Below are 14,799 nucleotides of genomic sequence, written 5' to 3' on the forward strand. Positions count from 1 at the left end.
ACACTTAATTAGTATTCATTCTCTTTCAGAATAACGTCATGTGCTCCGCCTTCTACAATACTTACCGAAGAAACCAAAGTCAATCTTGCATTTTGCTGCAGTTCAGGTATTGAAGCCGCACCACAGCTTGACATTGTGGACTTAATTTTGCTTAAGGTAACTTCCAGGTTGTCTTTCAATTTACCGGCATAGGGGACATAGCTGTCTACACCCTCTTCAAACTTAAGATTGGTGCTTTCTCCAAGGTCATATCTCTGCCAGTTTCTTGCCCTGTTGGATCCTTCACCCCAGTATTCCTTAACATAGCTGTTTCCACGTTTAACTTTCTTGGATGGGCTTTCATCAAATCTTGCAAAGTAACGTCCCATCATAACAAAGTCGGCACCCATTGCCAATGCCAATACAATATGGTAATCATGCACAGTTCCTCCGTCAGAGCAAATGGGGATATATATTCCTGTCTTTTCAAAATACTCATCTCTGGCTTTTGCCACCTCGATAACGGCCGTAGCCTGGCCTCTTCCAATACCCTTCTGTTCCCTTGTAATACAGATGGAACCTCCTCCGATTCCCACTTTTACAAAGTCGGCACCAGCTTCTGCAAGATACAGGAAACCTTCCCTGTCAACCACATTTCCGCCGCCGATTTTCATGTCCTTGAAATTACTCTTTACATATTCAAGAGTCCTTTTCTGCCATACCGAGAATCCGTCGGAGGAATCTATACAAAGAATGTCAACACCTGCATCCACAAGAGCAGGAACCCTTTCTTCATAGTCTCTGGTGTTTATACCTGCTCCAACCATGAGTCTCTTGTTTTTATCCAATAATTCATAGGGATTTTCCTTATGGGCATCATAGTCCTTTCTGAATACAAAATAATGCAGCTTCTGGTTCTCGTCCACTATAGGAAGACAGTTCAGTTTGTTCTCCCATATGATATCATTGGCTTCACTTAAGGTTATACCTAAACGTCCCACAATAAGCTTGGAAAACGGAGTCATAAAGTCTCCGACTTTTTTATCCAAAGGATCACGGCTGATTCTGTAATCTCTGCTTGTCACAATACCCAAAAGCTTACCGTTGGATGTTCCGTCATCGGTAACAGCAATTGTGGAATGTCCCATTCTTTTCTTTAATTCAAGTACATCCTTTAAAGTATTGTCAACCCTTAAATTAGAATCACTTACAACAAATCCCGATTTATACTTCTTTACTTTCCTTACCATCTCAGCCTGAGATTCAACCGGTTGAGATCCATAGATAAATGAAATTCCTCCGCATCTTGCCAATGCGATTGCAAGGGTATCATTGGATACCGACTGCATAATTGCCGAAGCAATAGGTATATTGAGTTTAAGCTCAGGTTCTTCCTCTCCTCTTCTATATTTCACAAGCGGCGTACTCAAATCGACTCTGTCGGGTGCGCATCTTTCAGTTGTCAAATTCGGTATGAGAAGATATTCACTAAAAGTTCTGGAAACTTCATTATATATATATGCCATATTTATCCTCCTAGATATATTTTTTATTACGAGTGTCAATTAAAAATAGACAAATCTGTTTTATTTGTCTATCGGTTCTTTTGCAAAAAATCAAACCTATCCTTAATATCTTTCACCACTAAATTTTTACTATTTTATATCATATTGCACCCTTTGTCAAGGTACAATCTTACAGCGCTGCAATTTTTATTGCAGTTCATTTATATCATATAGCATTCCTGATTTTGTTTCATTATTATGTATCAATTCCAGCAGTTTTTTTGCGACAAAATCAGGAGATTTCAATTTTCCCTGCTCTTTGAGCTTTATAAACCTTTCAACCTGTTCAAAATCCTCCTCCCTTGATTGCCTTATTTCACTTTGCATATCGGTATCCATAATCCCGGGATTAAATGATATTATTTTTACAGGATTCGGGGAATTGCTCTGTTCCAAACCGACGCAGCCGGTAAACATGTCCAGGGCAGCCTTTGCACTGCAGTAGCATCCCCAACCGTAATAAGGATGTTTGCCTGCCCCTGAGGATATATTCACTATCATTTTGTTACAACTTACCTCTTCCGTCCGTCTTATAAACTCTGAAATCAAAAGCATCGGTGCAATCAAATTGACATTCATGCTGCTTATAATTTCAAAGCTTGGATACTTGCCCACCGGCTTTATGGGGTTTAAGGTTGCGGCATTGTTAATCATGCAAACGGTCTGTGCCTTGCTGAAGTTTATTCTTTCAAATATTGTTGAAATAAGCATGTCTATCTCTTCTATAAAATTAAAATCGTACTCGAAATAATCTATTTTACAATCTTTCAGTCCTGCCTCGGTTATAACATCGTCATTCATCCTTCTTGAAATGCAGAACAGATGGTTATCCTTTGACAATAAATTCTCCGCTATCGCCCTTCCCAATCCCCTTGAGGCACCGGTTATTATGTAGTAATTCATATCAAAGTCCCCCTCTTAAAATTTATATAAATTTAAGGATGTTCAGTTTTTTCTTTTTTATGTAAACCATCGTGCCATATTAATCCCAAATCAAATACTTTATTGGCAGATTGCATTGAATTTTTCCGACAAAATATTCTTATAATTTCGGCTACTGTTTTAACATATCACAATATTAACCTTAATTACAAGTCTTATATGTCGATAATTCTTGGAGTTTGCCAATTAATTGCCAATTACAGGATTAAATTAAAACTGCCCTATTGCCGTAGCTTCGGTTAAACTATAGGCGTTATGCCCTTAAGAGCCCAACTTGAGCTTATTCAACACTATTATTATTTCTCATTTATGCTTTGAAAAAACAAAATACGAAATTTTTAAAATCTGAATTGTTTTTCTGACCGTCATGGCAAATAGCTGTTTACAATTATCATCAGTATAATACTATTATTTTACCATAAATTTCTTTTTATTGAAACACTATTATTTATTGCGACACAAAATTAAAATTTTTTAAATAATTTTAAGTTCTTCCAGCACCCTGCATACCTCTTCACAGCCGCAAACCCTGTAAGCTTCCATTCCCACCTGTCTTGCAGCATCCACATTAATCTGATTGTCATCGAAATACAGTATTTTGTCAGGTTCTGTACCCAGTGCTCTTATAACATTCAGAAAAGCCTCTTTATCAGGCTTATTCAATCCGGTTTTATAGGAAAGAAAATTGTGTTTTATCATACTCTCTATATCATATTCGCTGCACAATTTACTCCAATGGAGTTCACTGGTATTTGAAAGACATGCCAGAGTATAATTTTGAGACAGTTTTTTTAATAAATCCTCCATACCGTCATAAAAGCCTTTGATAAAATTCATAAACCCTTTTATAAATTCCTCTTCTGAAACAGGTAAATTAAATTCCTCAATTATTGCGTTGGCAAATTCGGAAGGCGTTATCTTTCCGCTTTCAAAACTCCTTACAGCATTCGACAAAAGCCATTTTTTATTAAATTCCTCCAGAGTAATTTTATGTTCCATCCACTCCATCATTTTCTCATAGGCGGCAAGTTCAACCATAACCCCGCCTAAGTCAAACACAATGTACTCAAACTTTTTATCCATCATATCCTCCATTATTCAATCATTACTTTTTTCAAATATCTATAGCCCATATACATTATATTATTTTTATCACCACATCTCAATTGTGACGCTTATTCCTGTTTCCATCAAATCAGTTTTGAATAAATAATATTCAATTTAGCAAAAAATATAGTAAATCATGTTTATAGTAGGTGAATGGTTATATGAATTCAAACTTGGATAAAAATTTCAATAATCCCCCTCAATCTTACTGGATGGCTTCAGTACAGCAGCCGGAATATCCTGTTTTAAACGATGATATAAAAGCCGATATTGCCATTGTCGGCGGCGGATTTGCAGGAATCGCTACCGCTTATTTTCTAAAAAAACAGGGCATCAATGCAGTAATACTCGAAGCAGACCGCATACTGCAAGGAACCACAGGGCACACCACTGCCAAAATAACTTCGCAGCATGAGCTGATTTACAGCAAATTAAAAAAGCAGATGGGTGAAGAACTGACCAAACAATACGCCGATGCAAATGAGACAGCCATTAAAATTATAGAAAAGATAATATGCGAAAACAATATTGAATGTGACTACACTCCCCAGTCGGCCTATGTGTTCACCCAGGATGAAAGCTATCTGGAACAAATAAAGGATGAAGTGGAGACAGCCTCTTCTTTAGGCATTAAAGCAGCCTATGTGGAGGAAATCCCCTTTTCAATACCTATTAAAGGGGCAGTGCGTTTTGACGATCAGGCTCAGTTTCATCCTCTTAAATTTCTGCACCCTCTTGCTCAAAAGCTATATAACGACGGTGTCCGAATTTTTGAACAGAGCAGGGTTGTGGATATGGAAGAGCACGGTAATTACATCTTAATTACAAATCGAGGAAAGAAAGTGACCGCCGAAAAAGTAATAATTGCTTCCCACTACCCCTTTTACAACAAACACGGGCTGTACTTCGGCAGATTATATACCGACCGGTCTTATGCTTTGGCAATCAAAGCAAAAGAAAAGTATCCCGGCGGGATGTATATAAATATTGAAGAACCTGCCCGGTCACTGCGAATTGTTAAGACCGACCAGGGCGAGTTGATTATCGTAGGAGGTGATCATCACAAAACCGGACAGGGCATAGATACAACAATGCACTATGAAGCGCTCAAAGCCTTCGCCAATAGAATTTTTACAGTTGAAGATTATCCTTACCGCTGGTCTACCCAGGACTGCATGACTATGGATGGCGTACCTTATGTGGGAAATTATACATCCAAAACCCCAAACCTGTATATTGCCACAGGTTTCGGAAAATGGGGCATGACAAACTCTATTGCAGCAGCTGCTATTTTAAGCGACCTGATTGTAAAAGGCGACAGCCCCTGGAAAGATGTATATAACCCATCCAGGCAGACAATAATTGCTTCTGCCAAAAACTTCGTTGTTGAAAATCTGAATGTGGCAAAAGAGCTGATAGGCGGTAAAATTTCACCAGCACCTGCCAGTGAAGATATCAAGCCCGGCGAAGGAAAAATAATTGAGATAAACGGGCAAAAAGCCGGTGCTTACAGGGATGAACAGGGTACACTGCACATAGTGGATACAACATGTACCCATATGGGTTGTGAATTAAGCTGGAACTCTGCCGAAAAAACCTGGGACTGCCCCTGCCACGGTTCAAGATTTACCTATGAAGGCGATATAGTCGAAGGCCCTACCGTAACTCCTTTAAAAGTCCATAAAGATGTAAACACCATTGAAAAATTGCTAAAAGACGATTTTTAAGCTAATCTCATCACAAAAAAAGCTAAATTCATTCAATTAATTCCCAATTGAATGGATTTAGCTTTAATTTTTATCTATACCTTAGAAATTACCTTATCCAGGAACAAATCAATATTTTTCATCTCTTCATCCCGATCTGCCCCGGTTCTTCCCATTCGGTCACACAACCCCAATAATGCCAGTTCTTCCAAATCGGTATGCTTTTTCATCCCTTCAATGTCTCCAAAAGGCAAGCCCTTTAATACAAACAGAATATGCATATGCCATCTTACAAGATTAGATACTGCCTCAATAAATTCCCTGTCCTGAGAAAATTCCTCCAGGAATTTTTCAGTCATTTTTGCGCCAAGCTTGTCATGGTCATAGGAAGTTATCCTTCCGTTTCTTACTTTTGTCGTACCCGGCTTTCCTATATCATGAAGCAATGCAGCCCACATAAATACACGCTTATTTTTACTTTTATGTTTTTCCTTTGCTGCTTCATCCACAACCAGCATGGTGTGATTCCATACGCTTCCTTCCGGATGATGCTTCGGTGACTGCATTGTATATTTCATATCTCTAAGCCAATTTAAAGGATACTCTTTAAATAGTTCACTATTAGATATATCGTTTAAATATGAGGATGGTTTGTCATCATACAGCAAATGATTTTCAATATCTTTAAACACTTCTGTTTTTGAGATCATGGTCGGTATTCTCAGGATTTATCCCAAAAACAGCCCTTGCGCTTTCTCCCTTGTCATGTTTGATATTTTTAGACCGAAAACTGCCATCCTCTTTCTTGCGATTTTTTGTACTTTTCCTCTTGTTTTCAGCTCCCATATTTACATCCCCCTTTATCTTTTTTATGTTTTCACAATTAGTTTTTCATATTTTCAAACAAATTATGTTTACATAAACCATATGCCAAAAAATCCTTTCAATCCCTTTTTAAATTTCAGCCAAAGATTAGCTAAAAAAAATAAAAAAAAATCTCTGCTTTAATTTGCAGAGATCCTTGTTTCTATTTTTTCTCTTTTAAGGAAATGGTTATGTCAAACTCTCCGATTGGAGTCATTAAAGACATCATCAAAGCTTTTTCATCATTTTCAGACACCGCTTTGTAATCGCCAATATATATCTGAGGCGGTTCAATATCACAGGTATAATTGTTCTCCGACAAAAGAGTCATGGCATTTCCACCGATAATATTGGCTATTTCTCCAAGGGCTGAAGAAGCAAAGTTGTCGATTTTATCCATTTCCATACCGGACATAATTTTAACCATTTCCAAAGTCATATTTTTTGGGAAACTAAACAGGACTTTACCCTTTATGTCTCCTTTTACACCAAGTTCAACATTGGCATCCTTATCATTGGATAAACTATCCACCACTTTCAAATCGCCTCTTTTAGGCTCTATGTCAACCAGTAATTGAAATACGTTTTTAGTGGCAGCATAAAAGGAATTTACATACTCTGCTTTCATTAGGATTACCCCCCCTTGCTTTTCACATATTCTCCAATCTTTTGATCCATATTTCCGACATGCATAATCAGCCAGGTCATAAGTTTTCCGCCGAATTCTTGAATTTTTTCTTCAGTAAATCCCTCTTCTTCGAAAATCTTGACATAGTTATTGACAGATTCCTTAAATTTAATATGGGCATCTCTATGTTCTTCGAGGTATGGGTAGTTAATTTCCTCCTGATAGGCTTCTTCTTCATTGAAATGCGTAATTATATAGTCTTTCATAAAAGCCATTGTTTCTTTTACTTTATTTACTCTGGTTTCCCAGTCCTCATCACTTCAAATAGCCTGATTAAAATCCGAAACACGTCCGAAAAGCTCTTCATGCTGCTTGTCTATTTCATCTATACCAATTTTATACTTGTCCTTCCACATCATTGCAACCATCACACCTTTCTTTTTATAAATTGGTTTATTGATGCTTCTGTTAATTTTTCAAATTTCTTATTCTTAAATATCTTTCGGTAAATATATCAAATTACTTTATACAAAAAAAAAGAAAAAAATAGAAAAATTTTTGGCAGTATTAAATCTTCGCTTAACACTTTGTACATATATTTCTGTAACAACAGTCAGTACACTTGCTTTTTTCTTTTGCAGCTTGCGGATAATACCCTTCCAAAACTCTGCGATATTCATCCAGGTATTCCAAAACTCTATCTTTATCCTCTTTCGTTATTTCAATCTCAACCAACCGGTTTCCCTCTCTGCAGTAAACCAAATAGCCTTTGTTAACCGGTTTGCCATACACTTCTTCAATCATCAACGCATACAAAACCATTTGATTTTTATAGGTTTTAAAAAGCCTTTCCTCGTACTTCGCATATTTATAATCCAAAGGAGCCATTGTCCCGTCTTCAAGCTCATGAATCTCATCTGCATTGCCTTTTATCCCGTACTTTTCGGAAACTAAATTGACACCAATCCTTTTACCGCAGGAACCAATCTTTTTACGAAGGTAATCTCTGTTCTCACTTTCTCTCTTCTCATGGAGCTGCCTGCCCATCATAACTTTAAAACGCTTTTCCTCATTTTGGCTTATTCCAAGGCATTTCATATAATATGCAAACCTTTTGCAATACAAGAATTCAATTATATCGGAAGGTGTTATATAATATTGATTCTCATTAAAAAAATTTTGAGATAATTTCATCAGTAACCAGCTCCTTGTCAAAGGCCTGCCCCAATAAACCAGCCTTGTTCAACTCAGCTTTGCTCATCGGAAATACATATACCGAATCCTTATCTTTATCAATGATGCTATCGAGTTCCAACTTCAACTCATCAAATTTATTGTCCTCCAAATCTCCTAAAAATACGCTCTTTTGGACGCGATAAAGCCCGACATTTTTGCATTTTCTAATTATACTATTCCTTGTTTTGGTTGAAGCAATGTCATATATAACCCATGTCAGCACTTTATCTCCTCCTTCAGAATCCTGTTAGCTATCTGATGGCAATCATATTGAATTATGTTTGCAAACTCGATACATCTTCCCCGGTAATTCATTTTAACTTCCAACTCTTTGTTATACTCGCCTATTAACAATTTCTTTCCTTCTTTATTGAGATAATATCCCTCTTCAACCCTGTCAAAGAATTCATCTTCCACTTTTTTGGTACTAAACAGTCGGAATACAATCTCATCCATATATCCCCTATACATCTCAACAAGATCAAAAACCAATGCCTTTTTGTTGTAATTATCAGTATGCATTATACCTATATAGGGGTCTAAGCCTGCTATAATGCATGCTTTTTCCACACTGGAATACAAAATACCATAGGAATAATTCAACATACAATTGAATGGATCTAAGGCAGGATTTCGGCTTCTCTTCTCAAAATAATATTTTTCCGGTATAAGTTTTCCGAGTGTTTCAAAATATACTCTACCGGCAGTTCCCTCATATCCGAGAATCAATCCTCTGACGTTTTCCACTGTTTCATTTGAAGGGATCGCTTGTATATTTTCCTTTTGCTTCTGAATCTTTTCCAAAGCATCTTTTATTATTTTACGACGTTCTTCATCACGACGGTTTGCTGCCAATTTATTAAGCAATTTTATCTGGTTATCCATTTTTTCAACCAGCCATTCTTTTATAAGTAACAACCCAAACGGACTATCCTGAAGAAATAACTGTTTTCTCCTTATGGTACTTATACTTCCAAGTTTTGAATGCCATACCCTTCCCATCGGTTGACCGGTACTTTTCAGGAATATTATATCTATGTTATTCTCCAGGGCCAGTTCAATTGCATCAGTGGTCATAGCAGCATGAGTTGTAATCATAATCTGATCCACTTTTGCAGCAGCGATTTCTTTCTTCTCATTATTGTCCTGGATTTGAAAGCACTCTCCCCGCCTGCAAAGATAAAGGCCCGGTGTGTTAAGCACCAGCTTCATTTTACACCTCCAAAAGCATTTTTTGATTTCGGAATCTGTTTGATGTATCGTCTACATCACTAATAGTTAATGGTATATGGACAGTTTTTAACCTTATTTTTATGGAACATCTACTTCAACTGGAATTGGATTCTTGAAGAAGGTCTTGAAGATTTCGTTTCAATCCTTATTTTTATAGAACATCTACTTCAACTGGGAGTATACCCCAGAAAAAACTTATGAAATAACAGAGTTTCAATCCTTATTTTTATGGAACATCTACTTCAACTTTGGAGGGGACAATATGACGCGATACGAGAAAAGGGGTTTCAATCCTTATTTTTATGGAACATCTACTTCAACTAGCTGATTACAGTAGCTGGTTTGAGTCTTATTTATAGTTTCAATCCTTATTTTTATGGAACATCTACTTCAACTAGAGAATCTAGGTGTGGAGACCGCCAATAAGCTGTGTTTCAATCCTTATTTTTATGGAACATCTACTTCAACCCCTGTGCCTGACCACGCAACCACCTCCAAACTTTAGTTTCAATCCTTATTTTTATGGAACATCTACTTCAACAAGGTCTTCCTTTGTCGGTAAAATTATCACTGTATGCAAGGTTTCAATCCTTATTTTTATGGAACATCTACTTCAACCATATTAGTGGAGGCATTGAAGAGCCTTGAAATTGAGGTTTCAATCCTTATTTTTATGGAACATCTACTTCAACCAATTTATACCGAAAGTGAACGAAAAACAGCATTGTAAGTTTCAATCCTTATTTTTATGGAACATCTACTTCAACTAATTATATTTTCACGTATATAGGTATATCTGTTCTGTTTCAATCCTTATTTTTATGGAACATCTACTTCAACCATGTTGATTTGAGATACACTTATGTAATCCTTTGGGTTTCAATCCTTATTTTTATGGAACATCTACTTCAACTAGATTCTCCCCGAAAAATTAAGTGTTGGGATAATGGTTTCAATCCTTATTTTTATGGAACATCTACTTCAACTCATCATCGAGTTGCGCAAAAATCTTGATGAGTTGTGTTTCAATCCTTATTTTTATGGAACATCTACTTCAACTAATATTTACAGTTAATCATCTACACTCACCGCCTTGTTTCAATCCTTATTTTTATGGAACATCTACTTCAACTATCGCCAGCCACCTCAAACCGAAAGTTGTCAACTTCCGGTTTCAATCCTTATTTTTATGGAACATCTACTTCAACACCACATACGATCAATTTTATCTTGCCCTATAATAGTTTCAATCCTTATTTTTATGGAACATCTACTTCAACCAATTGCGGAAGGTTTAGCGGCTTTATGGCAAGAAGGTTTCAATCCTTATTTTTATGGAACATCTACTTCAACATTTACTATTTGCGAAAGATTTATTTCATTTTCTCGTTTCAATCCTTATTTTTATGGAACATCTACTTCAACACTGTGAACTCCACGAAATCACTCAAGAAGAGTTTTGTTTCAATCCTTATTTTTATGGAACATCTACTTCAACGGGGCTTTGGAACTACAGGAACAAATGTCGACGACTGTTTCAATCCTTATTTTTATGGAACATCTACTTCAACTACCTAACGAATTCCCTAAGAATCCACGTTTGTTTAGTTTCAATCCTTATTTTTATGGAACATCTACTTCAACCTGCAATTCTCTTAATTTATCTCGGATATCCATCAATGCGTTTCAATCCTTATTTTTATGGAACATCTACTTCAACCTAGGATGCCCTCCTAGTTCTAGGCTCTGTCGTATAGCATGTTTCAATCCTTATTTTTATGGAACATCTACTTCAACGAAGAAGAACAAAGAAAACTTTGGGAAGATAGCAAGTTTCAATCCTTATTTTTATGGAACATCTACTTCAACTGATGATGGAGTCTATCTGAAAATATTTGTTCAGGAGTTTCAATCCTTATTTTTATGGAACATCTACTTCAACACCTCTTTTGGCGGATTCTTTATGTGATGCAAGATAGTTTCAATCCTTATTTTTATGGAACATCTACTTCAACTGAAATTGACAAAAAGCAAAAGCCAAACTGTCCAGGCGTTTCAATCCTTATTTTTATGGAACATCTACTTCAACCTGTAACATAGCAATTGCTGACGAAATTCATGCATTGTTTCAATCCTTATTTTTATGGAACATCTACTTCAACATATATACACCCCCTACAAGTAGCTTGGAGCAAACTGTTTCAATCCTTATTTTTATGGAACATCTACTTCAACCTGTCTTTCCCTCCTGATACAGAAAAGTATATATTATGTTTCAATCCTTATTTTTATGGAACATCTACTTCAACCTATATTTATCTATAGCTATATGTCCTGAAGCTATGGAGTTTCAATCCTTATTTTTATGGAACATCTACTTCAACTGCAGCAACAGGCCTCAAATACTTTCAGTTATATCTGTTTCAATCCTTATTTTTATGGAACATCTACTTCAACAGCCCGTAAAGCTGTATCGCTTAAAAATTAACGCTTACAAGATTTTTTTGACGGAACTTTTTTGAGCTTCTCCTATTATAAATCGGCAAATTCTTACATATTTTTATACATTTTTGAGTTATCAACACAAGCTTACACCTCAGTAATTTCAATACCTACAACCATATTAATAAAAATTTTTCAATAATTTTTCAGCCACAATTTTCCATAATATTTTATCTCCTATTCCAACATATCATAATAAATATATAGATTCAATACTTTTGTATTTCAAATTTTTCTAGAGATTGATAAACTTACAAATTGAGAATATTTCCTCCTTATTTATACAATCAATAGAACATAGTAAATCTATGTAATCTTCAACCACTTTTTTAAACTCCATATACTTTTCTTTACTTATAAACTCGTAACCATGAGCAAAAATACTATTATTTCTTACATCAACCTTACTTCTTAATCTATTTATACTATCAGTTTCTTTTCCCGGCTTTTTTGTTTTCATTATCTCATCCCCAACTGCCGCAAGTATTATATATCCTGCCAAAAGACTTATTTTTCTATCCAATTGTTTCCACTCATTTAACCCTTTTATCTTTCTTATGATTTTATTGGCATTTTCAAGTAGAATACTTTCATCTTCACATAATTTAGTAAAATCAGCATTCGATGTATCAATACCATAATTCCACAATCTTTTCTGTTCTACAATTTCAAGAATGCGGTATAAAAGCAGAGAGGCCATCTCATATTTTTCCTGTTTTTCTCTTCTCATTGCGTTTTGATACAAATTTGCAATCAAATAACCTATATTGTTAAATATTATACTTTTATCCTTAGTTGCTTCTTCACTACAATGAATTTTTTCCAATACTTTGATGACTTCTAACTGTTTTTTTAACTTTTCAATATGTGAACTTAGAGTAAAACCCTTCTCCAATTTTCCTTCTGTTTCAATTATTTCACAACACCTAGACAAATTTTCAGATGCTTTGCTTATATCAAGGCTGTCCCAAGCATTATAAGCTTTTGATATGTATTTTAATGCACTATATTCCTTTGCTTTTGTCCCTGGAACTCTCTGTTCAAGTTCTTTAAATATTCTATATGCTGAGACATAATCCATATTGTTAAATAGCGATATAGCCTGTTCTCCTTCTAAGTCCCCAAAAACAGAATAAGGATCGTCAATATAACACAGTTTTTCACTTCCAGGTTCAGGTTTTCTGAGATCCGGAAGAAAATTTCCACCAACATAGATTAGTTTTGCGCCTATAGCAGAACCTGCCATTGCACATCCGGCAGCCATGGATTTTGTTCCACCAGTAAAATCAACATAAATATTCTTTGGCCTTCCCCATTTTTCATAAATATCTTTTATTTTTTGATATAACTGCAACGGATTTTCCGCATCCACATCAGTTGCTATATATTGACTTGGTTTTAACTTCGTAAATTCTATTACTTCATCCAGAAGATGATGAGACTTATCGGTATATAAAATCAGTACTTTTTCAGGTTTTAATACTGCAATGGATAATACCAACGGTTCATATGACGTCCCAAGGGTAAGCACCATTGCATCGCAATTTCCAGTAACCTTTTTAGCATTTTCCTGAATGAAATACTCAATAATAAGCGGCATTAATTCCTTTTTGTAATACTGTTCTGCAAGTATTCTTCGTTCATTGTTGCTTCTGTCCATTGCATACCACATATCTCTCTTTTCTTTCATTTTTATATAAATATCATTCATAAAATCTTCCTTTCCATATTATATAAACAAATAAGAACTCAACTCAAATTATTAAGATATGTAATATTTTTCAAATCTCTCAATAAACGAATCAAGTTTGCATGCAAATTTATCTTTAGAAGGGTTAACCATTCTAAATTGCGCATGATCAAGATCATTTCTAAATTCAATTAACTCTCCAAACAACTCAATTGTATCATCAGAAATGAAATTTCCCCTGTTTTCCAGTATAGTTTTTATATCTCCAACGATCTCAATTTGAAGTTTCTTTATGTTTTTAGCGTATAATTTACCAATTAATTCTTCTGCAATTAATCTATCGGGATCTTCCTTTTCCCAATCAAGACCTGTATTTATACAAACATAATTGATTATATTTTCTCTTAAAAATGTATAGGCTTGTTGATATTGACCAAATTTTTTACATAGTTTAACACATTCTAATATATTTTCTATCAGATTTTCATTTTGAAAGAAAGCTACCTGATTCTCAACTTGTTCCAGTATATGAAAAAACGGTTGTATAGTAATATGCTTTTCTGTATTTAACGCTTTAATTTCACACAAAACTTGATACAACTTTCTACCGTCTTCTAAAACTGATTTTCCTCTCACAAGTTTCAAATCTGTATAAAATTCTTTTATAAGTTTTGAACATTTTTTTACAAGTTTAATTAACTCATCTGTTCCTTTTGCTTCCCTTAATAAAGGACCTAAAGTTTTTTCAACAGTGGAACAGAACATCTCACATTCACCCGTCATAAGCAATTGTTCAACTCCCGAACTCCATTCTCCAATCTGATCAAACAATGTCAAATCATATATATGTGCTCTATCATTTTCTTTAGCTTCATACGCGCCATAAAATATTCCTTTAATAATACAGTTTTTTGCAACCTTTGCATAATTTAAAACAGACATAAATATTATTGGTATATTTCTAAGAGAGTGCGTCACATCAACATATATTTCATCATTTATATCAATCTCGTTATATACATTTAAAAAAATTTTCCACACATCATTATTTGCTTTCCCATCAGGTATATCAACTGCTTTGCAATTAATGTTTAATTTTTCCAATTTACTTTTAAGGCCAATATTACTTTCAGGTTCCCAATGCTTCTTTCGTGCTTCTTCTGTCACAAATACTGTAACATTTAAATCTTGTTCATCCAATAATTTAGTAATAGCTTCTTGTATATACTCTGTTTTATATCCTTCGTTTTTATTTTGAAAATAATACTCTACACTTTTATAATCTCCAATTCCCAAAAACGCAAAAAGTTTTTTAGCCATTATTCTATCCCCCTTGACCTCTAAACT

The 14,799-nt window shown here is 35.0% G+C and carries 12 protein-coding genes, 1 pseudogene and 1 CRISPR repeat array; of the genes and pseudogenes, 1 reads left to right on the forward strand and 12 read right to left on the reverse strand.

Features of this window, described 5'->3' with window-relative positions:
* Window positions 1-8 precede the first annotated feature (8 nt).
* The 3 genes from CLOCL_RS10490 to CLOCL_RS10500 all read right to left on the reverse strand — a co-directional run bounded on the left by CLOCL_RS10490 (window position 9) and on the right by CLOCL_RS10500 (window position 3,569).
* Complete coding sequence (locus CLOCL_RS10490) at window positions 9-1,505, reverse strand: IMP dehydrogenase (protein ID WP_014255329.1); 1,497 nt, start codon at window positions 1,503-1,505, stop codon at window positions 9-11.
* Window positions 1,506-1,691: 186 nt separating this feature from the next.
* Window positions 1,692-2,447, reverse strand: coding sequence for a (S)-benzoin forming benzil reductase (locus CLOCL_RS10495; protein WP_014255330.1), 756 nt, complete (start codon window positions 2,445-2,447; stop codon window positions 1,692-1,694).
* A 513-nt stretch (window positions 2,448-2,960) separates the two neighbouring features.
* The gene (locus tag CLOCL_RS10500) at window positions 2,961-3,569 is read right to left on the reverse strand and encodes an HAD family hydrolase (RefSeq protein ID WP_014255331.1); all 609 of its coding nucleotides are present in this window, start codon (window positions 3,567-3,569) and stop codon (window positions 2,961-2,963) included.
* Between the two features lie 185 nt (window positions 3,570-3,754).
* On the opposite strand from CLOCL_RS10500, the gene CLOCL_RS10505 reads away from it, so the two are divergent.
* The gene (locus CLOCL_RS10505) at window positions 3,755-5,320 is read left to right on the forward strand and encodes an FAD-dependent oxidoreductase (protein ID WP_014255332.1); all 1,566 of its coding nucleotides are present in this window, start codon (window positions 3,755-3,757) and stop codon (window positions 5,318-5,320) included.
* 74 nt (window positions 5,321-5,394) lie between these two features.
* On the opposite strand, the gene CLOCL_RS10510 is transcribed toward CLOCL_RS10505, so the two are convergent.
* The 9 genes and pseudogenes from CLOCL_RS10510 to csx2 form a co-directional block, all read right to left on the reverse strand.
* Window positions 5,395-6,009 carry an HDIG domain-containing metalloprotein gene (locus tag CLOCL_RS10510; protein ID WP_014255333.1) on the reverse strand — a complete coding sequence of 205 codons (615 nt, stop codon included), beginning with the start codon at window positions 6,007-6,009 and terminating at the stop codon, window positions 5,395-5,397.
* A complete protein-coding gene (locus CLOCL_RS22530) occupies window positions 5,984-6,145 on the reverse strand; it encodes a CPC_1213 family protein (RefSeq protein WP_014255334.1) in 162 nt (53 codons plus the stop codon). Before CLOCL_RS22530 ends, CLOCL_RS10510 begins: the two co-directional genes overlap by 26 nt.
* A gap of 181 nt (window positions 6,146-6,326) precedes the next feature.
* The gene (locus CLOCL_RS10515) at window positions 6,327-6,791 is read right to left on the reverse strand and encodes a chemotaxis protein CheX (protein ID WP_014255335.1); all 465 of its coding nucleotides are present in this window, start codon (window positions 6,789-6,791) and stop codon (window positions 6,327-6,329) included.
* A 5-nt stretch (window positions 6,792-6,796) separates the two neighbouring features.
* A pseudogene (locus tag CLOCL_RS23190) lies at window positions 6,797-7,210 on the reverse strand (bacteriohemerythrin).
* A gap of 160 nt (window positions 7,211-7,370) precedes the next feature.
* Window positions 7,371-7,985, reverse strand: coding sequence for a CRISPR-associated protein Cas4 (cas4, locus tag CLOCL_RS10525; protein ID WP_014255336.1), 615 nt, complete (start codon window positions 7,983-7,985; stop codon window positions 7,371-7,373).
* Window positions 7,960-8,250 carry a CRISPR-associated endonuclease Cas2 gene (gene cas2 / locus CLOCL_RS10530; RefSeq protein ID WP_014255337.1) on the reverse strand — a complete coding sequence of 97 codons (291 nt, stop codon included), beginning with the start codon at window positions 8,248-8,250 and terminating at the stop codon, window positions 7,960-7,962. The genes cas4 and cas2 overlap by 26 nt, the downstream gene beginning before the upstream one ends.
* A complete protein-coding gene (gene cas1, locus CLOCL_RS10535; RefSeq protein WP_014255338.1) occupies window positions 8,244-9,239 on the reverse strand; it encodes a CRISPR-associated endonuclease Cas1 in 996 nt (331 codons plus the stop codon). The genes cas2 and cas1 overlap by 7 nt, the downstream gene beginning before the upstream one ends.
* Before the next feature lie 83 nt (window positions 9,240-9,322).
* A CRISPR array of direct repeats spans window positions 9,323-11,717; the repeat unit is 37 nt; unit sequence GTTTCAATCCTTATTTTTATGGAACATCTACTTCAAC.
* A gap of 280 nt (window positions 11,718-11,997) precedes the next feature.
* On the reverse strand, window positions 11,998-13,473 hold the full coding sequence (locus tag CLOCL_RS10540) for a TIGR02710 family CRISPR-associated CARF protein (RefSeq protein ID WP_014255339.1): 1,476 nt from the start codon (window positions 13,471-13,473) through the stop codon (window positions 11,998-12,000).
* Between the two features lie 51 nt (window positions 13,474-13,524).
* The gene (gene csx2 / locus CLOCL_RS10545) at window positions 13,525-14,772 is read right to left on the reverse strand and encodes a TIGR02221 family CRISPR-associated protein (protein ID WP_014255340.1); all 1,248 of its coding nucleotides are present in this window, start codon (window positions 14,770-14,772) and stop codon (window positions 13,525-13,527) included.
* Window positions 14,773-14,799 lie beyond the last annotated feature (27 nt).

The organism is Acetivibrio clariflavus DSM 19732, assembly GCF_000237085.1.
Classification (GTDB): Bacteria; Bacillota; Clostridia; order Acetivibrionales; family Acetivibrionaceae; genus Acetivibrio; species Acetivibrio clariflavus.